Origin of the sequence: Ferrovibrio terrae (genome assembly GCF_943372915.1) — a bacterium.
In the GTDB taxonomy this organism is placed as follows: domain Bacteria; phylum Pseudomonadota; class Alphaproteobacteria; order Ferrovibrionales; family Ferrovibrionaceae; genus Ferrovibrio; species Ferrovibrio terrae_A.
In genome coordinates this window covers 118,111-139,672 of sequence record NZ_CALSAN010000005.1, presented here as the reverse complement: position 1 = coordinate 139,672, position 21,562 = coordinate 118,111, and the positions used below count along the sequence as shown (strand labels likewise).

The window sequence follows — 21,562 nt, the reverse complement described above, 5'->3', positions numbered from 1 at the left end:
CACTTGGCCCGGCTATACTGGCCGGGCATGCTGATCGCGCAGATTTCCGATCCCCATATCCGGCCGCAGGGCCAGCTCTATCAGGACGTTGTCGATTCCAACGCGATGTTCGCTGCCGCCGTGCAGCATCTGAACGGCCTCGATCCGCGTCCCGAGCTGGTGCTGCTGACCGGCGATATCGTCGATCATGGCGATCCGGCCGAATATGCCATGGCCCGCGCTCTGCTGGCCGAGCTTCAGCTTCCCTATCTGGTGATCCCCGGCAATCACGACGAGCGCGCGGCCTTCCGTGCGGCCTTTGCCGACCAGCCCTATCTGCCGCGCGCCGACGGTCCGCTGCATTATGTGGTCGATGATCGTGGCCCGGTGCGGATTGTCGCGCTCGATGTCACCATTCCTGGCAAGCACCATGGCCTGGTCGATGCGGCTGCGCTGGCTTGGCTGGACGCCGCCCTCTCAGCCGCGCCGGAGCAGCCGACCCTGCTGATGCTGCACCAGCCGCCGTTTGCCACCGGCATTCCCTATATGGATCCCTACTGGTGCGAGGGCGGCGAGGGGCTGGCCGCAGTGCTGCGCCGCCACAGCCAGGTCGAGCGCATCACCTGCGGGCATGTGCATCGCTTCATGCAGCTGCGTTTCGGCGGCACCAGCCTGTGCACCGCGCCCAGCACCACCACCACGATTGCACTGCAGCTGCAGCCCGATGCGAAACCGGCGTCGTATATCGAGCCGCCGGCCTTCCTGCTGCATCACTGGCTGGCCGGGACCGGCCTGATCACGCATCTCTGCCCGATCGGCCAGTTCCCGGGGCCCTATCCGTTCGCTTAGGCGCTCACCAGCGTCTTGAACCCGCCATAGCACATGCGCTTCACATCGAAGGGCATGTCCTTGGGGTCCGGGCACATCGCCTGGATACGCGGATCTTTCATCACCTTGGCATTCACGGTGTCGCGATGCTTGCGCGACTTGAACATGATCCAGGAGAATACCGGCACCTCGCCTTTCTTCAGCTTCATCAGTTTCGGGTAAGGCATCCCGAAAGCGGTCTTCATGTCATCGGCGACACATTCGCGATAATCCAGCGCACCATGTTCACGCCAGATCTTGCCGGCCTTGGCCGCCATTTTCTTGTAGGCGGCGAGGTTCTTCTTCGGCACCGGCAGCAGGAAGCCATCCACATAACTCATCGCAGTCTTTCCTTCTCTCTGATTGATTTTTCTCTCTGGTTAATCCTGGCAACAGCTTGCCGCAGCATGCGGCGCCCCGTCGTATTTGTCATGATGGCGCAGCCAGAAGTCCTTGCTCTTGGGCCAGCCGGCTGGCGAGTCCTCCCACTCTTCCTGACGGCCATAGGGTGTCAGGTCGAGGATATTATAGGTGTTGAGCAGCCCATCCAGGCCGCGGCCGAAGGTGGAATAGCTGTGATAAATCTTCTCGCCGTCGCGCAGGAACACGCTGAGGCCCGGCAGTTCGCCCTGCACATGCTCCAGCCGCCCTTTGGCCTGCAGCGTCGCGGCATCCTGGTAGTTGTAGTGCGGCGGCGCGACGGCGGGGTCGATGGTGACGTCGAAATCGTAGTTGAAGTCGCTGCCATGGGACGACACCCAGGGCAGGGTCCAGCCCATGCGCCGCTTGAACGGCATGATCTTGGCCAGCGGGGCGCGTGACACCAGCACCAGCGAGGTATCGCGCGCATGCAGATGCGCCAGATGCGGCATGTTGTCGGCCACATGCGAACAGCCGGGGCAGCCTTCGCTGTAGGGATGGGTCCGGCCCGGCGGCGGATCGTCGGGATCGAACATGAAGTGATAGACCACCAGCTGGTGCCGGTCTTCGAACAGCGCGAGCAGGCTTCTGCGGCCCTCCGGCGTCTCGAAGCTGTAGTCCTTGTCGATGGCGACCATCGGCAGGCGGCGGCGTTCGGCGGCCAGGGCGTCGCGCTGTCGGGTCAGCGCCTTTTCCTTCAGCAGCAGGGCGCGGCGGGCGGCAAGCCATGTGCTGCGCGATACGATGTCTGGCTGGGCGGTCATCGGATGCTCCTTCAGATCAGTCGACCTGCATGCCGCAGGTCAGGTTGACGATGGCACCGGTGATGGCGCCAGCGCGGTCAGAGGCGAGGAAGGCGGCGGTCTCGGCGATCTGCTCCAGCGTCGGCAGGCAACCCAGCAGCGTGGACTGCGCCGCGCCGCTCAGCATGCTGTCGACATCGGTGCCCATGCCTGCTGCCACCGCAGCGAAGACCCCGGCGCTGTGTGAGCCGGCTTTCGCAGCCTCGGGAATCGCGTGGCTTTTCAGGCACAGCACGCGGATGCCGCTGCTGCCCAGTTCGCCGGCCAGATGCCGTGTCATACCCTCGATGGCGGCGCAGGCGGAGTTATGCCCCATGAAGCCGGGACCAGGCATCTGCGCCGCAGGGGTGGCAAGCAGAAACATTGCGCCGCCGCGCCGCATGTGGCGTGCGGTTGCCTTGGCGGTGATGAAGTTGGTGCGGGTATAGACCGAGACCGGAAGGAAATAGTCCTCCAGTTTCAGTTCGGCGAGCGGCACGCCCTGCACATGCGCGACCCCGACAGCGTTCATCGTGATGTCGATGCCGCCCGTGCGCGCGGCTACATCATTCGCATGAGCGGTCACGGCGGTTTCGTCCAAGGCATCCACCTCTGCGGCTTCCGCCGTGCCGCCGGTACGATGGATATCAGTGACCACGGCTGTCAGCTTTGCCGGGTTGCGGCCGGCGAGAAAAATCTGTGCGCCCTGTCGGGCGAAGGCCCGGGCCACCGCACCACCAATGGCGCCGCCACCGTAAATCACCGCCGTTCTGTCCCTGAGCACCCGGCTTCTCCCGTCTTGCTTTGTAAATTCCTTGACGGTTATATACCTAAAGGGTTATATACGGCTTATCGCCATTGCGATCAAGCTGAATTCACCGCCAGCGGTCTGGCCTGGATTTCATCCCGAGGAGGAGCACAGCGTGCAAGTAAATCCCTATCTGATGTTCAACGGTACATGCGAGGCTGCGTTCCGCTATTACGAGACGCATCTCGGCGGCAAGATCGAGGCGATGATGAAGTACGGTGACGCGCCGCCGATGCCGGAAGGCCATGCACCGCCAGAGGGCGGCTGCATGCCGGAGATGCCGGCCGGCGTCGAAAACCTGATCATGCATGCCTGCATGCAGCTCGGGAATGTATCGCTGATGGCCTCTGACTCGCCGCCCGGCATGTTCGAGAAGATGCAGGGCATGTCGGTGACGCTGAATGTTACCAGCGTGCCCGAGGCCGAACGGATCTTTGCTGCACTGTCCAAGGGCGGCACGGTCACCAGCCCGTTGCAGCAGACCTTCTGGGCCGCGGCATTCGGCACGGTCACCGACCAGTTCGGCACGCCCTGGATGATCAACTGCGTGGACGCCGCGCAGATGAAAGCCGCGTCCTGAGCGCAGCGACAGCCTGAAACGAAAAAGCCCGGCAGGAAAACCTGCCGGGCTTTTTGCGGAAACCGGACCTATCGAAACATTCAGGCGGCGTTGATCGCCTTGACCGCCTCGACGGCGCTCTCCGGGTTCCAGTTCGTGTAAGCCGCCGCGCAATGCTGGGCGCAGTAGGGTTTGCCCGGCAGCGCAACCTGGCTGCAGAAATCGAATTCAGCGCTCTTGGGGTCGCCAATCGGCCATTTGCAACGCGGGCCGGTCGAGGGCGTCAGGGCCGCCAGCATGGCGGCCGTCAGCTGGGCCTGCGAGGTGTGATGATGATGGCCTGTGGCCGGGGTGGCTGCGTCTTCGCGCACCTGCACGGGGGCTCGGGCAGGGGCGGGCGCTGCAGCCGTATGTCCGCCCCCACCGCTGGAGCTGCCACCGCCATGGCTGGTCGCCGGGCGCGGCTGGGCCGGTTTTTCGCTCCGCATGATCGGCGAGGCCCGCTTGGCCAGGCCGATCCGGTGCGCCTTGCCGACCACCGCATTGCGGGTCATGCCAAGCTGCTTGCCGATCTGCGTGATCGACTGGCCGGATTCCCAGTATTGCACCAGGAGTTTCACTTTCTCGTCAGTCCACACCATATCTAGCCCCCATATTGGCTTTAGCCGCTAAATGGAGTAAAGGCGCCAAAATCGGGGCCCGGTCAATCGGACTCTTCCATTATCCACAAGAATCTCTGGAATCAGCCATGCTAAGCCCTTAGGTCTGCGAGGCCGAATCGGAGTTATCCACAGATGTCCGCGTCTTCTGCCGCTGTTTCAGCCGTCCCAACGCAGCCTGACCATGGCTGGGAAGCGCGGTTACCCGCGCCCGACCTGCTGTGCCAGGCCTATGCGCGGGATGGCTATGCGATCATCCGGGGACTGTTTTCCCCGGCCGAGGTGGCCGCCATGGCCGGGGCCTTCGACCGCCTGCAGGCTACCGGCCTGGCGCTGGGCCGCAGCTTCCGCCATGGCAATCTGCTGTTCCGGCTGGGCGATGACCCGCATCTGGGCCGCATCCTGCGCATGGTGCAGTGGCCGTCCTGGCGCGATGCTCTGCTGGACCGCGTGCGGCTCGATCCCCGTTTCGTAGCCGTGCTGAAACCCCTGATCGGCGACAACCTCAAGCAGATCATCAACCAGATGCACTGGAAGCCGCCCGGCGCGGCGAAAGTGGAATTTGCCTATCACCAGGACAGCCGCTTCCGCCGCCCGGCCGAGGCCTTCCGCGATCTGGCCGGCTCTTATGTGCAGACCGGCATCGCCATCGACGCGCATACAAGGGCCAGCGGCGCCATGAAGGTGATTCCGGGCAGTCATCTGCTCGGCAACCTCGATCTCGGCGGCGATGGTCCGATCCTGCAGCAGACGATGCAGGATGCAGCCCTGCAGGCGGTTGGCCTCGACCCGGCCGAGGCCATCGACCTGGAACTCGCGCCCGGCGATCTGGCGCTGTGGTCGCCCTTCCTGGTGCATGGATCCGGGATCAACAGTACAACTGATGACCGTCGCCTCTATATCAACGGCTATGTCACAGCCCAGAACTGTGATCGCGGTGAATGGGCTTTTCGGGCCGGCCAGCCGCAACGGCTCGGTGTCGAACCGGTTCTGGTGCATTACGAAGCCCTGCACGAAAAGCCAGAACCGCATTTCGTTGAGTGATGCGGGGCATCAGTGGTTGATCGCCCGGGCCGAGTTTGTCACGCTCACCCCATGACACATCCCAGCGGCAGCTTTTCCTTCGATCTCGTCATTTTCGGCGCCACCGGCGACCTGTCGCTGCGCAAGCTGGTGCCGGCGCTGTACCACCGCGATGTGGCCGGCCAGCTCAATGACGATGTCCGGCTGTATGCCGTCGCCCGTGGCGAGATGCCGGACGAGGAATTCCGCACCCTCGCGCGCGCCGCACTGGATCGCCATCTCGATGCGAAGGATTTCAGCGAGGCCGCTGTCGAACGTTTCGTTTCCCGCTTCCGCTATCTCAGCCTCGATGCGGAAACCCCTGCCGACTATGCCGCGCTGGCCAAGGCCCTGAATGGTGGCACGGAGCGCGTGCTGGTGTTCTATCTCGCCGTGGCGCCGCGTTTCTTCGGCCCGATCTGCACCCAGCTGGCGGCCGCCGGCCTGAACCGGCCGCAGGCCCGCGTCGTGCTGGAAAAACCGATCGGCCACGATCTCGCCTCGGCCCGCGCGGTCAACGGTGCGGTGGCGGCAGCCTTCTCCGAGGATCGCGTCTTCCGCATCGATCATTATCTCGGCAAGGAAACCGTGCAGAACCTGATGGCGCTGCGCTTTGCCAATGCGCTGTTCGAACCGGTCTGGCATCGCGGTGTGATCGACCATGTGCAGGTGACGGTGGCCGAGAAGATCGGCGTCGAGGGCCGTGCCGGCTATTACGACCATGCGGGTGCCTTGCGCGACATGGTGCAGAATCATCTGCTGCAGCTGCTCTGCCTGGTGGCGATGGAGCCGCCGAATGCTTTTGCCGCCGATGCGGTGCGCGATGAAAAGCTGAAAGTGCTGGAAGCCCTGCGCCCGCTCACCGATGGCACCATCGGTGAAAAGACCGTGCGCGGCCAATATGCGGCCGGTGCTGTCGATGGCGGCGCCGTGCCCGGCTATGGCGAGGAAATCGAACGCGACGACAGTGCCACGGAAACCTTTGTCGTGGTCAAGGCCGAGGTCGAAACCTGGCGCTGGGCCGGTGTGCCGTTTTACCTGCGCACCGGCAAGCGGCTGCCGGTGCGGCGCTCGGAGATCGTCGTGCAGTTCCGCCCGGTGCCGCATCTGATTTTCCCGGCGGCGGCGCGCGACGTGGTGCCGAACCGCCTGGTCATCCGCCTGCAGCCCGACGAGGGCATCTCGCTGCATATGATGAGCAAGGTGCCGGGACCCGGCGGCATGCGGTTGCGCACCGCGCCACTCAACCTCAGTTTTGCCGAAACCTTCCAGGGCCGGCAGCCCGATGCCTATGAGCGCCTGCTGATGGATGTGGTGCGCGGCAACCCGATGCTGTTCATGCGTAGCGACGAGGTCGATGCGGCTTGGCGCTGGATCGAACCGATCCTGGCCGGCTGGCAGTCGCAAAGCGATCGGCCCAAGCCCTATACGGCCGGCAGCTGGGGGCCATCGGCGGCAATTGGCCTGATCGAACGCGATGGCCGCACCTGGCACGAAGACATGCGGTAATGGCCGCCCTGCTGGATCGTCTGCGCGACCGTCTCGGTCCGCATCTGAGCGCGGCCGACGATCCGGCCGGCCGCGTGCGCCTGCAGACCCTGGTGCTGCTGCGCTGGATCGCCATCATCGGCCAGCTGCTGGCCATCCTGTTCGTGCATTTCGGCCTGAATTTCAAGCTGCCACTGCTGCCGGCGCTGGCGGTGGTCGGCATTTCGGCACTGCTCAACATTGTTCTCTTCATTGTCTACCCCACCGCCAAGCGACTGAGCGAGAAGGGGGCGGCGGGTTATCTCGCCTTCGACCAGATTCAGCTCTGCATCCTGCTGTTCCTCACCGGCGGCATCGACAATCCCTTCACCGTGCTGGTGCTGGTGCCGGTCACGGTCTCGGCCACCATTCTCACCCTGCGCTCGACGGTGGTGCTGGGTCTGCTGGCTTTCGTGCTCACCACGCTGATGACGATCTACCACCTGCCGCTGCCCTGGGGCGATCATGCCGAAGTGCTGCAGCCACCGCTGCTGCAATGGGGCAATCTGATCGCACTGGTGCTGGGCACGCTGTTCATCGCGGCCTATGCCTGGCAGGTGGCGGAAGAAGCCCGGCGCATGTCGGATGCGCTGGCGGCCACGCAGATGGCGCTGGCACGGGAGCAGCAGGTTTCCGCACTGGGTGGCCTGGCCGCGGCGGCGGCCCATGAGCTGGGCTCGCCGCTGGGCACCATCGCTGTCGTGGTGAAGGAAATCGGACGTGAACTGCCGGCCGACAATCCGCTGGCGGAAGACATCGCGTTGCTCCAAAGCCAGGTCGAACGCTGCCGCGACATTCTGGCGCGTCTGTCGCGGCGTCCCTCTGCCACCTCGGACCAGGAAGCCTTCTCCGATCTCGGTATAGCCAACATGCTGGAGATGGTGGCGCAGCCCTGGCGCCGCGAAGGCATTGCCTTTGCCGTGCGGCTGATCGGCACCGGCACGCCACCGGTTTTGCCGCGCCGGCCCGAAATCCTGCATGGACTGGGCAACCTGCTGCAGAATGCCATGGAGTTCGCCCGCGCCAGCGTCGATATCGAGGTGGACTGGGACGACAAAACCATCCGTCTGCGTATTCTCGACGATGGCCCCGGCCTGAACGTGGATATTCTCTCGGCCTTGGGCGAGCCCTATGTGACCAGCCGGCCCGACAGTGGCGGCATGGGCCTGGGTGTCTTCATCGCCATGAACCTGCTGCGCCGCAGCGGAGCATCGGTCGCCTTTGCCAACCGCCCGGGTGCCAGCGGCACCCAGGTGGCGGTCAGCTGGCCGCGCGATCTGACAGCAAAATAGGCCGGAAACCGTGCGGGGGTTGCGCAGTGCCCCCGCTGCGGTACATTCTGCCGCCATGACCGATATGTCTCTGCTGATCGTCGATGACGATGAACCGCTGCGCCTGCGTCTGGCGCGTGCGATGGAAAAGCGTGGTTACGTGGTGCAGACCGCTGAATCGGTCGCGATGGGCATCCAGATGGCGCGGGCCAAGCCGCCGGCCTATGCGGTCGTCGACCTCAAACTGGGCGATGGAAACGGTCTGGATGTTGTCACCGCGATCCGCCAGGTGCGCCAGGATGCGCGCGTGGTGATGCTAACCGGCTATGGCAACATCGCCACTGCGGTTGCCGCTGTGAAGGCCGGTGCGGCTGACTATCTGCCCAAGCCGGCCGATGCCGACGATGTCGATCGCGCGCTGCGCGTTGGCAATGCCGCGCATCCGGCGCCGCCAGATGAACCGATGTCGGCCGAGCGCGTGCGCTGGGAACACATCCAGCGCGTCTTCGAACTCTGCGACCGCAATGTGTCGGAGACGGCCCGCCGATTGAAGATGCATCGCCGCACCCTGCAGCGCATCCTCGCCAAGCGTTCGCCGCAGTAAGCGTCATGCTGACCGGGCCATGCTGATCGAGGAGGCCAGGCTGCCGCCGGGGCTTCGCGTTTATGCCATTGGCGATATCCATGGCCGGGTCGATCTGCTCGACCAGCTGCACGGCCTGATCGAAGCCGATCTTGCCCCTGCTTCGGAATATGGCGCTCCGGAAAAAACCGTCATCGTCTATCTGGGTGACTATATCGACCGCGGGCCGGACTCCCATGCGGTGATCGAGCGGCTGACTCGCCCGCGCTTTCCCGGCGTTGAGACCGTCACGCTCTTGGGCAACCACGAGGCGATGCTGCTGGAATTTCTCGAGGCGCCCTATGGTGCGGCGCTGTGGCTGGCCAATGGCGGCGATGCCACGCTGCGCAGCTACAAGGTCAAGATTCCCGGTTCCTTCGATGAGTTCCTGCTGACCCAGCGCACCCTGCTGGGCGTGCTGCCGCGCCATCACAAGCAGTTCCTGCTCGGCCTGCCGGTGCAGGTGCAGTATGGCGACTATCTGTTCGTGCATGCCGGTATCAAGCCGGGCCTGCCGCTGGACCGCCAGAGCCGCGAACATATGATCTGGATTCGTGGCGCCTTCCTCGATTCGGAAAGCGATCACGGCATGATCGTCGTGCATGGCCATACCATCGTCCATGAGGTGGAGTGGCGGCCCAATCGCATCGGCGTCGATACCGGGGCCTATACCACGGGCCGGCTGACCGCCCTGGTGCTGGACGGGGCCGAGCGGCGCCTGCTGCACACCTGAAACGCCGGGGGAGCAACAGGGCAGGGCTGGCATTTGGGCCCTCGCCGGTGTATCGAAAGCCATGTCCGATTTCGCCACCGATCCTGCCGATTTCGCTGCTGCCCGCGTCCTGGTGGTGGGCGATGTGATGCTCGACCGCTTCGTCTATGGCGGCGTCGAGCGCATCTCCCCGGAAGCGCCGATTCCGGTGATGCAGATCGAGCGCGAAATCGCCATGCCCGGTGGCGCCGGCAACGTGGCGCGCAATCTGGCCGCACTGGGCGCCAAGGTTGCCCTGTTCGGCCTGGTTGGTGATGACGTGGCGGCCGACCAGTTGAATGAGGCGCTGGCGCTGGAGCCCGGCATTGAGGCGCAGCTGGTGGTCGACGAGACCTGGCACACCATCGAGAAGACCCGTTTCATCGGCAGCCGGCAGCAGTTGCTGCGCGTCGATCGCGAAAGCCGCGGAAAGCCCTCTGACGATGCTGTTGATGCCCTGATCAAGGCCGCGCTTGAGGCGCTGGCCGACAATGCCGTGCTGGTGCTGTCGGATTATGCCAAGGGCGCCGTCGGCGACCGCGTGATCGCCAAGCTGATCAAGGCCGCCACCAAGGCCGGCAAGCCGGTGCTGGTCGATCCCAAGGGCAGCGATTACCGCCGCTACAAGGGCGCCACGCTGGTGACGCCCAATCGTGCCGAGGCCGCCTTGGCCACCGGCGAAAGCTGCGCCGACGATGCCAGCGCCGTTGCCGCCGCCCGCAAGCTGGTGGCCGAAGCCGGGATCGCCAATGTGCTGGTGACGCGCGGCTCCGCCGGCATGACGCTGGTGCAGGGGCAGGAAGCGCCGCTGCATTTGCAGGCTGAGGCGCGCGAAGTCTTCGATGTTTCCGGCGCCGGCGATACCGTGGTGGCAACGATTGCCGCCGCCCTGGCCGTCGGCCGTTCGCTGCCGCAGGCGGCGCGGCTCGCCAATGCCGCTGCCGGCATTGTCGTCGCCAAGATCGGTACTGCCGTGGTGCATCCAGCCGAACTGCGTCTGGCCCTGCATATGCCTGATCCGCATGGCATCGAGATCAAGATCGCCACGCCGCAGCAGGCGGTCGAGCGCGTTGCCCTGTGGCGCAGCCACGGCGAGCGCGTCGGTTTCACCAATGGCGTGTTCGACCTGCTGCATCCCGGCCACCTGGCGCTGCTGTCGGAAGTGCGCGCGCAATGCGACCGCCTGATCGTTGCGATCAATTCCGATGCCTCGGTCAAGAAGCTCAAGGGCGACAGCCGCCCGGTGCAGGATGAACGCCATCGCGCCCAGGTTCTGGCGGCGCTGACCCTGGTGGATATGGTGATCGTGTTTGCCGACGATACGCCGATCCCGCTGCTCGGCCTGTTGAAGCCCGACCTGCTGGTCAAGGGTGGCGACTATTCGGTGGATCAGGTGGTGGGTGCCGATGTGGTGCGGGCTTATGGTGGCGAGGTGAAGGTCTCGCGCCATGTCGCCGGCCAGAGCACCACGGCAACCATCAAGAAGCTGCAAAGCTGAGGCGATGACCAGCCAGCCTGATGTCGACGTCGCGATCCTCGGCGGCGGCATTGCCGGCCTCTGGCTGTTGGCGCGCCTGAAACGCGCTGGTTACAGCGCTCTGCTGCTGGAAAGTCAGGCGCTCGGCGCCGGGCAGACCCTCGCCTCGCAGGGCATTATCCATGGCGGCCTGAAATACGCCATCGACCTCAGGCTGAATGCCGACAGCGCCGCGCTGGCCGATATGCCGGCACGCTGGCGTACCTGCCTGGATGGGCGCGGCGAGATCGACCTGCGCGCGGCCAAACTGGCCGCCGCGCGGCACCTGTTCTGGGCGCGCCGCACGCTGACCAGCCGCATCGCCGGATTCTTCGGCAGCAAGCTGGTGCGCGGCCGCGTCGATGCGCTGCCGCAGAACCAGTGGCCGGGCGTGCTGCAGGATGCCGATCATGTCGGCGCCGTCTATGCGCTGGATGAATGTGTGCTCGATGTGCCTTCGTTGCTGGGCGCGCTGGCGGCACTGGGCGAAGGCTGTATCAAGGCCGGGCAGGCAGCAGTCGAACAGCAGGATGATCATGTGCTGCTGCAGGTCGCTGGCCGTTCTCTCACCGCCGGCACACTGGTCTCCACTGCAGGCGCCGGCAACGAGGTGCTGCTGCCGCAGCTTGGCCTGGCCCCGCAGGTGGCCCAGCGCCGGCCGTTGCAGATGCTGCTGATCGAGAGTGCCCCGGGCCCGCTCTGGGCCCATTGCTTCGACACCAGCGACAAGCCGCGCGTCACTATCACCACGCATAAAAAAAACGATGGCACGCTGGTCTGGTATGTCGGCGGTTTGCTGGCTGAAAACGGCGTGACCCAGAGCGAGGCCGCGCTGATCGCCACCGCGCGTCAGGAGTTCACCACCCTGCTGCCGCAGCTCGATTTCTCGCGCAGCCGCTTCGCCGGTTGCCGCGTCGATCGCGCCGAGGGCGCCACTGAAGACGGCCGCAAGCCGGAAGGTCCGGTGCTCAAGCGGGTCGGCAATATCATGCTGGCCTGGCCGACCAAACTGGCGCTGGCGCCGCAGCTTGCCGATCTGGTGCTGGCCGCCCTGCCGCCGGCATCGGGCCGTGTGCAGCCGGTCTTCGCGGACTGGTCCGCACCGCCGATTGCGCCGGCGCCCTGGGAGGTTGCGGCATGGAAATGAGAGCGCTTGGCACGACCGGCATCCAGGTCAGCCTGCTCGGGCTTGGCACCGTGAAGCTCGGCCGCAATGAAGGCGTGAAATATCCGCAGGGTTTCGACCTGCCCGATGATGCGGCTGTGATCACTTTGCTGGAAACCGCGCGCGACCTTGGCATCACTCTGGTCGACACCGCGCCGGCCTATGGCCTGAGCGAGCAGCGGCTGGGCCAGTTGCTGCCGGGCCCGCGCAGCGACTGGGTGATTGTCAGCAAGGCTGGCGAATATTTCGAGCAGGGTGCCTCGCGCTTCGATTTCTCGGCCCAGGCCATCCGTGCCTCGGTGGAAAACAGCCTGCGGCTGCTGCGCACGGATTACCTCGACGCCGTGCTGCTGCATTCCGATGGCATCGACGAAGCCGGTGACCGCTTCCTGCCGGCGGCCGAGATGCTGGCCGGGCTGAAGGCCAGGGGCCTGATCCGCGCCGGCGGTTTTTCCGGCAAGACCGTCGCCGGCGGGAACCGGATGCTGCCTTACGTCGATGTGCTGATGGCGACCTACAATCCGGGCTATACCGCCGAGGTGCCGTTGATCGCGGCAGCGGCGGGGCAGGGCAAGGGCGTGCTGGTGAAAAAGGCGCTGGCCAGCGGCCATGCCGCCGACCCGGCCACCGCGCTGAAGGCAGCCGCGACTTTGCCCGGCGTTTGCAGTATCGTGGTGGGCACGCTGTCGCCGGCGAATTTGCGCGCCAATGCTGCAGCCGTGGGGAGCCGAGCGTGAGCGATACAGACCAGCCGTCACCGCAGGATATGGCCGCCGCTGCCGAAGGGGAATTCCTCGCCTTTGGCTGGGACGCCGCCCAGATCGAACTGCCCGGCGCCGAACCTGGCACGCCGGCGCGGGCGGGCTTCCGGCATGGCGATTTCGCCGCTGTTGCCGTGGAAACCGGCTGGCTGGTGATCGCGCTGCCGGCCAGGCTTGTGCTCGGCACATTGCCCTCGGCCTCGGCGGTGCGGCGCTTTGTGTCGAAATGCGTCAGCTTCCCGGCCCATCCCAACGGCGCCATCATCGGCGCCGCGCGTCAGGCCATGCTGCAGGCGGTGGAAGAGGAGCTCAGCCTGGCGCGCCAGGCGGCCGATCTGCTGGAAGCCAAGATCGAAGACCTGATGGGCAGCATCGACGATATCCGCGCCAAGTCGATCCTGTTCGGCCGCGACGATTAAGCGCGGTGCCTAAGAGCGCGGCGGCGGCCGCAGCGGCACTTCCTGCAGCGAGCGCACATAAACGCCCACCACCTGCGGTCCCTGCAGCTGGCGATTGATCTGATAGACTAGGCGGCGCTTCAGCTGCTCGATATCCTGGTCAAACAGCCGGCCGTCTTTTCCCAGCGGTTCGCGGTTCAGCTCGATGATCACGGCGTTATAGACGCGCGGCATCAGGTCATCGACCTTGCGGGCATTCTCCACCGAGCCGCAGTCGATATTCAGGGTCATGATGACCTTGGAACCCGGCGGGCCGGCGATCGGTGCGGTCACCGCATCGACCACCAGGACCGGACTGTTGATCGGCGGCTTCTCGACCGGGGTGTCGCTTTTCTTTTTCTTCTCTTTGTCCTGCGCATAGGCCGCCACAGGCAGCAGCAGGCTTGCCGCCAGCAGGATCAGCAGACGGCGGCGCTCGATATGGTTAATGGCGTTCCCGCGTGGCATGGAACCGAATCTTATCCCATTTCTTCTCGATATAGGAGAGTTCCCATGCGTTGCGAGCCATGAAGACCGGGCTGCCCTCGCGGTCGTCGGCGATGGTGCCGCGATTCTGCTCGACGAACAGCTCGAGGTCGCGCTTGTCCTCGGCATCGACCCAGCGGGCGGTTTCGTAGGGCGCCTGCTCGAACCCGACCTCAAGGTTGTATTCCTCGCCCAATCGGGCGGCGAGCACATCCAGCTGCAGCGGCCCGACCAGGCCGACGATCCAGTCGGCGCCGATCCGCGGACGGAACACCTGGGTAACGCCCTCTTCGGCCAGATCTTCCAGCGCGCGCTGCAGATGCTTGGCCTTCATCGGATCGCTCAAGCGAACCCGGCGCAGGATTTCCGGCGCGAAATTGGGGATGCCGGTGAAGCGCAGGTCTTCGCTTTCGGTCAGCGTATCGCCGACCCGCAGCACGCCATGATTGGGGATGCCGATGATGTCGCCCGGCCAGGCCTCGTCGGCCAGCGAGCGGTCGCGGGCAAAGAACAGCGTCGGGTTGCTTACCGTGATCGGCTTGCCGGTGCTGACCTGCTTCAGCTTCATGCCACGCTTGAAATGACCCGAGCAGAGTCGCAGGAAAGCGATACGGTCGCGATGGTTCTTGTCCATGTTGGCCTGGACCTTGAACACGAAACCGGTGACGGCCTTTTCGGTTGGCGCGATGATGCGCTTGTCGGTCGGCTGCGGGCGCGGCGAGGGGGCGAATTCGCCCAGGCCCTTCAGCAACTCGTCGACGCCGAAATTCTTCAGTGCCGAACCGAAATACACCGGCGTCATATGGCCCTGGCGATAGGCCTCGGGATCGAAGGGCGGGCAGGCGCCCTCGATCAGCGCGATGTCTTCCAGCAGCTTGGCGCGCTGCGCTTCGGGCACATACTCGGCCACGCGCGGATCGTCCAGGCTGTCGAGGATGATGACTTCGGGTTCGAGATTCTTGTTTTCCTTGCCAACAAGCAGCAGCCGCTTGCCGAACAAGTCGTAGCAGCCGCGGAAATCATGGCCCATGCCGATCGGCCAGTTCGCCGGCACGCATTCCAGCGCCAGTGTGGAGGCGACCTCGTCCAGCAGCGCAAACGGGTCCTGCGACTCACGGTCGATCTTGTTGACGAAAGTGGCGATCGGCACGTCGCGCAGGCGGCAGACCTCGAACAGCTTGCGCGTCTGGGTTTCGATACCCTTGGCGGCATCCAGCACCATGACGGCAGAGTCCACCGCCGTCAGCGTGCGGTAGGTATCCTCGCTGAAGTCTTCATGGCCCGGCGTGTCCAGCAGGTTGAAGGTCCAGCCCTGGTATTCGAAATTCATCACCGAGGTGGAGACCGAGATGCCGCGCTGCTGTTCGATCTTCAGGAAGTCCGAGCGTGCGCGGCGGTTCTCGCCACGCGCCTTCACGGCGCCGGCCAGATGGATGGCGCCGCCGAACAGCAGCAGCTTTTCGGTCAGGGTCGTCTTGCCCGCGTCGGGATGCGCGATGATGGCAAAGGTGCGCCGGGCGCCGATGGGATCAGCGGCGCCCGGAATGGAAACGGCAGCGGGTTCGGACATCGTACTCTAACGCACCCTCTGAAAAGGAGTTCAGGCCCTCAGCGGCCGCTCCACCCCTGGCCGGCCTCGGCCCGTTCGACCAGCAGCTTGGCCGGTTCCCAGAACTTGCCGTGGATCTTGTGGAAGCCGCGGATCGTGGCGAGCACCTTGTCGAGGCCGATCTGCTCGGCCCAGAACATCGGCCCGCCCCGATAAACGGGGAAGCCATAACCGAAAAGGTAGGTGATGTCGATATCGCCGGACCGGATGGCGATGCCTTCCTCCAGGATCTTGGCGCCTTCGTTGACCAGCGGATACATGCAGCGCTGGACGATTTCCTCGTCGGAAATCGCCCGCCGTTCAATGCCTTGCTCCCTGGATGCGGCCAGGATGATGTCCTTGACCACCGGATCGGGCACCGCATCGCGGCCCTCGTACTTGTAGAAACCGGCGCCGGTCTTCTGGCCGAAGCGGCCCAGTTCGCAGAGCTGGTCGGCCACCTTGGAATAGCGCTCGTCCTTGGGGCGCAGATGCGCCTTGCCCTTGCGGATGCGCCAGCCGACATCCAGGCCGGCAAGATCACTCATCCTGAACGGACCCATGGCGAGGCCGAAGTCTTCCAGCGCGCGGTCGATCTGCTCAGGCATGCAGCCTTCCTCCAGCAGGAAGTTGGCCTCGCGCAGATAACCATGCAACATGCGGTTGCCGATGAAGCCGTCGCAGTTGCCGGCCAGCACCGCCACCTTCTTCAGCGTCTTGCCCAGCGCCATCACGGTGGCGATGGTCTCGGGCGAGGATTTCGCGCCACGCACGTTTTCCAGCAGCTTCATCACATTCGCCGGGCTGAAGAAATGCGTGCCGATCACATCCTGCGGCCGCTTGGTGCTGGCTGCGATCTCGTCGATATCCAGGGTCGAGGTGTTGGTGGCGAGGATGGCGCCCTGTTTCATCACCTTGTCGAGCTTGCCGAACACCTCTTTCTTGACGCCCATCTCCTCGAACACCGCTTCCACCACGATATCGGCGTCGCCGATATCCTCGAAGCGCTGGGTGCCGGTGATCAGCTTCATCGCGCGGTCCATTGCCGCCTGGGTCATGCTGCCGCGCGCCACGGACGTGGCATAGTTCTTCTCGATCACGCCCAGGCCACGGCTCAGCGCTTCCTGCGACACGTCCAGCAGCTTCACCGGAATGCCGGCATTGGCGAAGTTCATCGCGATCCCGCCGCCCATGGTGCCCGCACCCAGCACGGCGGCCGACTTGATCGGCTTGGCCTGCACAGCCTCCGGCAGATCGGGAATCTTGGCGGCTTCACGTTCGGCGAAGAACGCATGGATCTGTGCCGCGCGCTGCGGGCTGCCCATGCATTCAAAGAAATATTCCCGCTCCTTCAGCAGGCCCTCGTCGATTGGCAGTTTCGTGGCGGCTTCCACCGCATCAATGCAGCGCCACGGGCCCAGGAAGCCCTTGGCCTTGCGCTCGATGCTCTTGCGGTAGTCGCTGAACACGGCAGGGTCGACATTGCTGACCTTGTCGTTCATGTCGCGCACCAGCCGCAGCGGGCGCTGCTCGGCCACCACCCGTTTGGCATAGGCGAGCCCGCCCTCCAGCAGATCGCCGGTCACGATTTCGTCAATCGCGCCAAGCTCGGCGGCCTTCTTTGCCGGGATCGGATTGCCCGAGACGATCATGTCGAGTGCCAGTTTCGGGCCAATCAGGCGCGGCAGGCGCTGGGTGCCGCCGGAACCGGGCAGCAGGCCTAGCTTCACTTCCGGCAGGCCGACCTGGCCGCTTTCCAGCGCCACGCGCCAGTGGCAGGTCAGCGCTACCTCGAAACCACCGCCCAGTGCCGTGCCATGCAGGGCAGCCACCACTGGCTTCTTCATGGCCTCGATGCGCTTGAGCACATCGGGCAGATAGGGCTGCAGCGGGGTTTTGCCGAATTCCTTGATATCGGCGCCGGCAATGAAAGTGCGGCCGCCGCCGATGATCACCGCGGCGCTGACGCCGGCATCGGCATCGGCCTTGTCCAGCCCGGCAATGATGCCGGCCCGCACGCCCTGGCTCAGCGCGTTGACGGGGGGATTCTCGATGGTGAGGATGGCAATGCCGTCCCGGACGGCATAGGCAACGGGTTCGGTCACGTTTCTCTCCGGTGTCTTCTCGATTGTCGGACAATCGGTTATAGCCGAGGCATTCAGCCCGGGCAAAAGCCTTGGCCTGCCGCTACGTCAGCGCTAAGTGTTTGTGATGGCCACCTTTTTGGAATATCGCGCACAGGACTGGGATAATCGCCGCCTTTGGCTGGGTGTTGCGATGTCGCTGCTGCTGCATGGCCTGATCGTGCTGCTGCTTCTGCTCGAACCCTGGACCTGGCGAATCCAGCCCGAGCCACCGCCGATCCTGGCCGAATTCGTGATGCCAGAGCCGCCCAAGCCGACTCCGACTCCGGCACCGCCGCCGACACCGCAACCGGCTCCCGCCCAGGCGCCGGCCCCGCCGGCACAGCAGCAGACCATGACGCCCGAGCCATCGCGCCCGGTGCCGCCGCCCAGTATCCCGCAATTGCAGCGCGCGCCCGTCACCGAGGCGCCCTCCCGGGCGCCACCCAGTGCCGGCGAGCGTGCCCGGCCACAGGCGGCCGAGAAGCCACAGCCGGCCCCTGTGCCCGATCGCGCCGGCCCCTCGACCGTGACGGCACCGCCGGCACAGCGTCAGCAGCAGTCACCGCCGCGTCCCACCGGCAATCGCGACGCCGGCGCGCCCGGTGCTGCGGGCGCGACCGGCGAAACCATGACGCAGTCGGAAAGCGACTACTTCCTCAGCCAGGTGGTGAGCGCCTGGGTGATTGATTTCGACGCGCCGCAGTTTGCCGACATCCGGATTTTCGGTCGTTATCGCGTGCTGCCCAACGGCATGCTGGCGCCACCGTTTGGCAAGAACGATCCGTGGGACATGCGGGCGATGGTGGAAAACTGGGACCAGATCGCTGTCGATCGCCGGCCGCAGGCTGCCGCCTTCCGCACGGCAATCGAAACCTTCCTGCGCGCCATGCGGCTGGCACAGCCGATGCGAATGCCGCCCAATCCGGAAGGCTACCCCAAGGTGCTGGAGCTGAATTTCCGCATCGGCGATCTGTAGGCGTCGGAATGACGCCCATAGCGCGTCAGCGCGCCGGAATGCCACGACGCGCGATCACCATGCACAGCGCACCGATCAGGGTGACAAAGGCCATCAGCAGATAGCCATCGGCGTAGCTCAGGCCCAGCGCGTCATGCATGAAGGCGAAGCTGGATGGGCCGATCACCACGCCGGCAAAAGTGATGCTGAGCGTGGCGCCGGTGGCCAGGCCGATGCTTTGCGGTGGCGCCTGACGGGCGATCACCGCCATGAACACACCGTTCCAGCCGATGGCGCAGAAGCCGAACAGCATCACGGTGGCACCGGTCAGGCTGAGCGGCCAGCTTGCATCAATCAATGCCGTGAGAATCGCAGCCAGCATCGCCACCACGCCATTCAGGATCAGCACCTTCGATCCGGATTTCAGGCGGTCGGCGAGCCAGCCCCAGGCGAGGCGGCCGAATGCGCCGGCGGTCTGCGCCAGCGCCAGCAAGGTGCCGGCCAGCACCAGATGCAGTCCCACTTCGGTCACCAGATAGGTGACCAGCAGGCCGGTCAGGCTGAGCTGCACGGCGGAATAGGCAAACGAACACAAGGCCAGCCAGCGCAGGATCGGATGCCGCCATACCACGTGCAGGCCCGCCAGCGGCGAGAGCAGCAGCGGCGCATCAGGCAGCCGGTCGACATCCCATGCCTGTCGCGCGCGCTGCAGCAGCAGGCTGAGGCCAAAGCCGAGCAGGGCACAGAAGGCCAGTCCCATCTGCCAGTTGAACGCCAGCGTGATCGGCGGGATCAGCAGGCCGGCCAGCATGCCGCCAATCGGCACGCCGCATTGCTTGATCGAGAAGATCAGGTTCATATGCGCGCCGCTGCGCGTGCGCGACAGCAGATGCGACGCCGCTGGATTGGTGCAGCCATAGCCCAGGCCGATCACCAGGGCACCCAGGACCAGGGTCTGCAGTGTGCCCCAGGCCGAGATCAGGCAGCCGAAAGCGGCGAGCCACAGCGCCATCTGGCTGGTGCGCCCGGCACCAAGACGACGCACAAAGCCGCCACCGATCAGTGAGGTGACGACGGCGCCGGCGTATACGAGGCTCACCTGATAGCCGGCGAGGCCGGGTCCGGTGCCCAGTTCGGCAGCGGCTTTCGGCGCCACGGCCGATAATGCCAGCGCGCATAATGTGGTGACCGACTGCGTACCGGTGGTGGCTGCCAGCACCGGCCAGACCGGCAGGGTCGGCGGGCTGGCCGGATCGCTCACTGCGTCGCCTGGAGTTTCTGCTGGTAGGACCGCCAGCTGGTGCGGACTTCATCCAGCACCGGGGCTGCAACCGGATGCGCCTTGATGCGCTGCCAGTAGGCGCTGAGCATCGGTCGTTTTTCCAGCAGGGTCTGACCGATCAGGCCGGGCAGCACCTCATCGACGTAGAACAGCATGGGGCTGAGCGCGCAATCGGCCTGGCTGAACCGCGCTTCGGCGGCGCAGCCATCCTTCGCCACATAGATGTCGAGGAATTTCAGCCCGCGCGCGAAAGCCGGGGTCAGGGCCTCAAGCGCCTCGCGATTGCCCGGATCGGTGAACAGCAGCACGAAGAAATCATGCAGCGGCGGTGCCAGATAGAGATCGGACAGCCGCACCATCAGGGTGACCCGGGCGCGCGCTTGCGGCGTGTCGAGATACAGCGACGGGCCGCCCAGCACGGTATCGAGATAGCCGCAGATCACTTCCGATTCCGGCAGCAGCGTGCCGTCATCCAGTAACAGGGCCGGGATCTTGCCGATCGGCGCGATGCTGCGGAAATCCTTCGGCGGCTTCACCAGTTCGATCTGCGCGCCGCCTTTGGCACGCAGCAGCATGCGCACCCGGGCAGCGAAAGGCGATCCGTCGTTGTTGTAGAGCTTCATGCTAGCGATGCTTCCGCAGGTCTTCCCAGGCGGCCAGTTTGGCACGCGGGCTGCCCGGTGTCGCGGCGGTTGTTTCCGCCGCCTCGATACGCTTCCAGCAGGCCCAGTCCATCACGTTGACGCCACGGCTTTGCAGCCAGGCATCCAGCGCGGCCGAGCCCTCCTTGGCCGGCGTGGTGTCGGTGGCGTAATCGGCGAGCAGCAGATCGGCCACGGTTTTGGCTTCTGCGCGGTTGGTCGGGATGGTGCCTGACGGGCCGCGCTTGGCCCAGCCGACCACATAGAGGCCCGGTGCGATGCGGCCATCGGTATTGGCGATCACGCCGCGTTCATCGCTCTGCGGCAGGTCGCCATCGGCCGCCGTGCGATAACCAATGGCGCTGATGACGGTGCCGACATCGAGCGTCGGGCCGTTCTTGATCTTCAGGCCTTCAACGCGGCTGCTGCCGGTGATGGCTTCGGGGATGGCGTTGAACAGGAAATGCAGCCGGATCGGCTTGTCATCTTCGCGTGCGGCGAACTCATGCAGGATCGACAGGTTCTTGTCCTTCACCCGCGCCTCGTTGGGGTCGAGACCCGCCGGCAGAGTGTCAGGCAGGTCGGCCTTGTGAACGATCGGGCGCACGCGCTCCAGCCGGCCCAGCTCGGCCAGTTCGGCACTGGTGAAACTCGCCTCCACCGGGCCGCGGCGACCGAGAATGTAGAGATCGGTCAGCGGTGCGGCGGCGATCATGGCGGCGGCATGGGCGGTGAGATCGCTGCTCGCCATTTCGGCCTTGGTCTTGCCCAGCACGCGCACGATGTCGATAGCGACATTGCCCATGCCGATCACGGCGGCGCCCGGCCTGTCGAGCAAAGGCTCCAGATTGCGGAAATCCGGATGGCCGTTGTACCAGCCGACAAAGGCCATCGAGCCATAGCGGCCGGGCAGGTTCTCACCGGGAATGCCCAGCGGCCGGTCGGCATGGGCACCCAGCGCCAGCACCACGGCATCGTAATGATTGCGCAGGTCGGCCAGCGGCAGGTCGGTGCCGACCTGGACATGGCCGAGGAAGCGCACATTGCCGCCGGCGAACAGGCGGTCGAACTGCCGGGTCACCGCCTTGGTGCCCTGGTGGTCGGGCGCGACGCCAAAGCGCACCAGCCCGTAGGGCGTCGGCAGGCGGTCGAAGACATCGATTTTCAGCTCCGGCTTCTGGCGGAGCAGGGCATCGGCGCAGAACAGCCCGGAAGGACCGCTGCCAACAATGGCGATATGGTGCAGCACGGCTTCGTTTCGGTTATGATTGGTCAAAATGTCGCCGCAACCTTAGTGC

General features: G+C 65.2%; 22 protein-coding genes. 12 read left to right on the top strand and 10 right to left on the bottom strand.

What is annotated here, in order from left to right:
• The first annotated feature begins 27 nt into the window (after positions 1-27).
• Entirely contained in the window at positions 28-828 is an 801-nt protein-coding gene (locus tag AAG821_RS05530) for a phosphodiesterase (RefSeq protein ID WP_341911557.1), read from the top strand.
• Here the strand turns inward: AAG821_RS05530 and AAG821_RS05525 are convergent.
• The 3 genes from AAG821_RS05525 to AAG821_RS05515 are packed head-to-tail and all read right to left on the bottom strand — an operon-like array spanning position 825 to position 2,832.
• A complete protein-coding gene (locus AAG821_RS05525; RefSeq protein WP_341911555.1) occupies positions 825-1,187 on the bottom strand; it encodes a DUF1428 domain-containing protein in 363 nt (120 codons plus the stop codon). The genes AAG821_RS05530 and AAG821_RS05525 overlap by 4 nt on opposite strands.
• Before the next feature lie 39 nt (positions 1,188-1,226).
• On the bottom strand, positions 1,227-2,030 hold the full coding sequence (locus AAG821_RS05520; RefSeq protein ID WP_341911553.1) for a DUF899 domain-containing protein: 804 nt from the start codon (positions 2,028-2,030) through the stop codon (positions 1,227-1,229).
• A 16-nt stretch (positions 2,031-2,046) separates the two neighbouring features.
• Complete coding sequence (locus AAG821_RS05515) at positions 2,047-2,832, bottom strand: SDR family oxidoreductase (protein ID WP_341911551.1); 786 nt, start codon at positions 2,830-2,832, stop codon at positions 2,047-2,049.
• Positions 2,833-2,971: 139 nt separating this feature from the next.
• On the opposite strand from AAG821_RS05515, the gene AAG821_RS05510 reads away from it, so the two are divergent.
• Positions 2,972-3,436, top strand: coding sequence for a VOC family protein (locus AAG821_RS05510; protein WP_341911549.1), 465 nt, complete (start codon positions 2,972-2,974; stop codon positions 3,434-3,436).
• A gap of 80 nt (positions 3,437-3,516) precedes the next feature.
• On the opposite strand, the gene AAG821_RS05505 is transcribed toward AAG821_RS05510, so the two are convergent.
• Complete coding sequence (locus AAG821_RS05505) at positions 3,517-4,056, bottom strand: GcrA family cell cycle regulator (protein WP_341911547.1); 540 nt, start codon at positions 4,054-4,056, stop codon at positions 3,517-3,519.
• A gap of 153 nt (positions 4,057-4,209) precedes the next feature.
• On the opposite strand from AAG821_RS05505, the gene AAG821_RS05500 reads away from it, so the two are divergent.
• From AAG821_RS05500 to AAG821_RS05460, 9 genes are all read left to right on the top strand, one after another.
• Positions 4,210-5,118 carry a phytanoyl-CoA dioxygenase family protein gene (locus AAG821_RS05500; RefSeq protein WP_341911546.1) on the top strand — a complete coding sequence of 303 codons (909 nt, stop codon included), beginning with the start codon at positions 4,210-4,212 and terminating at the stop codon, positions 5,116-5,118.
• Between the two features lie 51 nt (positions 5,119-5,169).
• Positions 5,170-6,645, top strand: a complete 1,476-nt coding sequence (zwf, locus tag AAG821_RS05495; RefSeq protein WP_341911544.1) for a glucose-6-phosphate dehydrogenase — start codon at positions 5,170-5,172, stop codon at positions 6,643-6,645.
• Positions 6,645-7,955, top strand: a complete 1,311-nt coding sequence (locus tag AAG821_RS05490; RefSeq protein WP_341911542.1) for an ActS/PrrB/RegB family redox-sensitive histidine kinase — start codon at positions 6,645-6,647, stop codon at positions 7,953-7,955. The genes zwf and AAG821_RS05490 overlap by 1 nt, the downstream gene beginning before the upstream one ends.
• A gap of 55 nt (positions 7,956-8,010) precedes the next feature.
• Positions 8,011-8,538 carry an ActR/PrrA/RegA family redox response regulator transcription factor gene (locus AAG821_RS05485; protein WP_341911540.1) on the top strand — a complete coding sequence of 176 codons (528 nt, stop codon included), beginning with the start codon at positions 8,011-8,013 and terminating at the stop codon, positions 8,536-8,538.
• Positions 8,539-8,557: 19 nt separating this feature from the next.
• A complete protein-coding gene (locus AAG821_RS05480; protein ID WP_341911537.1) occupies positions 8,558-9,289 on the top strand; it encodes a metallophosphoesterase family protein in 732 nt (243 codons plus the stop codon).
• A 61-nt stretch (positions 9,290-9,350) separates the two neighbouring features.
• Positions 9,351-10,805 (top strand): bifunctional D-glycero-beta-D-manno-heptose-7-phosphate kinase/D-glycero-beta-D-manno-heptose 1-phosphate adenylyltransferase HldE, encoded by a 1,455-nt coding sequence (gene hldE, locus AAG821_RS05475; protein WP_341911535.1) that lies wholly within the window; start codon positions 9,351-9,353, stop codon positions 10,803-10,805.
• 4 nt (positions 10,806-10,809) lie between these two features.
• A complete protein-coding gene (locus tag AAG821_RS05470; RefSeq protein ID WP_341911534.1) occupies positions 10,810-11,970 on the top strand; it encodes an FAD-dependent oxidoreductase in 1,161 nt (386 codons plus the stop codon).
• Positions 11,961-12,725, top strand: coding sequence for an aldo/keto reductase (locus tag AAG821_RS05465; RefSeq protein WP_341911532.1), 765 nt, complete (start codon positions 11,961-11,963; stop codon positions 12,723-12,725). Before AAG821_RS05470 ends, AAG821_RS05465 begins: the two co-directional genes overlap by 10 nt.
• On the top strand, positions 12,722-13,168 hold the full coding sequence (locus AAG821_RS05460) for a hypothetical protein (RefSeq protein ID WP_341911530.1): 447 nt from the start codon (positions 12,722-12,724) through the stop codon (positions 13,166-13,168). The genes AAG821_RS05465 and AAG821_RS05460 overlap by 4 nt, the downstream gene beginning before the upstream one ends.
• Positions 13,169-13,177: 9 nt before the next feature.
• Here the strand turns inward: AAG821_RS05460 and AAG821_RS05455 are convergent, their stop codons facing one another.
• From AAG821_RS05455 to AAG821_RS05445, 3 genes are read right to left on the bottom strand one after another with little or no spacing between them, the layout of a single operon-like run.
• Positions 13,178-13,654 carry a hypothetical protein gene (locus AAG821_RS05455; RefSeq protein WP_341911528.1) on the bottom strand — a complete coding sequence of 159 codons (477 nt, stop codon included), beginning with the start codon at positions 13,652-13,654 and terminating at the stop codon, positions 13,178-13,180.
• Positions 13,632-15,242 carry a peptide chain release factor 3 gene (locus AAG821_RS05450; protein WP_341911526.1) on the bottom strand — a complete coding sequence of 537 codons (1,611 nt, stop codon included), beginning with the start codon at positions 15,240-15,242 and terminating at the stop codon, positions 13,632-13,634. The genes AAG821_RS05455 and AAG821_RS05450 overlap by 23 nt, the downstream gene beginning before the upstream one ends.
• Before the next feature lie 38 nt (positions 15,243-15,280).
• Positions 15,281-17,365: a 3-hydroxyacyl-CoA dehydrogenase NAD-binding domain-containing protein gene (locus AAG821_RS05445; protein WP_341911525.1), complete on the bottom strand. Its 2,085-nt coding sequence runs from the start codon at positions 17,363-17,365 to the stop codon at positions 15,281-15,283.
• Between the two features lie 106 nt (positions 17,366-17,471).
• Here AAG821_RS05445 and AAG821_RS05440 point away from each other — a divergent pair, with 106 nt between their 5' ends.
• Positions 17,472-18,362, top strand: coding sequence for a hypothetical protein (locus AAG821_RS05440; RefSeq protein ID WP_341911523.1), 891 nt, complete (start codon positions 17,472-17,474; stop codon positions 18,360-18,362).
• 25 nt (positions 18,363-18,387) lie between these two features.
• On the opposite strand, the gene AAG821_RS05435 is transcribed toward AAG821_RS05440, so the two are convergent.
• From AAG821_RS05435 to AAG821_RS05425, 3 genes are read right to left on the bottom strand one after another with little or no spacing between them, the layout of a single operon-like run.
• Positions 18,388-19,602 carry an MFS transporter gene (locus tag AAG821_RS05435; RefSeq protein ID WP_341911521.1) on the bottom strand — a complete coding sequence of 405 codons (1,215 nt, stop codon included), beginning with the start codon at positions 19,600-19,602 and terminating at the stop codon, positions 18,388-18,390.
• The gene (locus AAG821_RS05430; RefSeq protein ID WP_341911520.1) at positions 19,599-20,246 is read right to left on the bottom strand and encodes a glutathione S-transferase family protein; all 648 of its coding nucleotides are present in this window, start codon (positions 20,244-20,246) and stop codon (positions 19,599-19,601) included. Before AAG821_RS05430 ends, AAG821_RS05435 begins: the two co-directional genes overlap by 4 nt.
• 1 nt (position 20,247) lies before the next feature.
• Positions 20,248-21,540 carry a ferredoxin-NADP reductase gene (locus AAG821_RS05425; protein ID WP_341911518.1) on the bottom strand — a complete coding sequence of 431 codons (1,293 nt, stop codon included), beginning with the start codon at positions 21,538-21,540 and terminating at the stop codon, positions 20,248-20,250.
• Positions 21,541-21,562 lie beyond the last annotated feature (22 nt).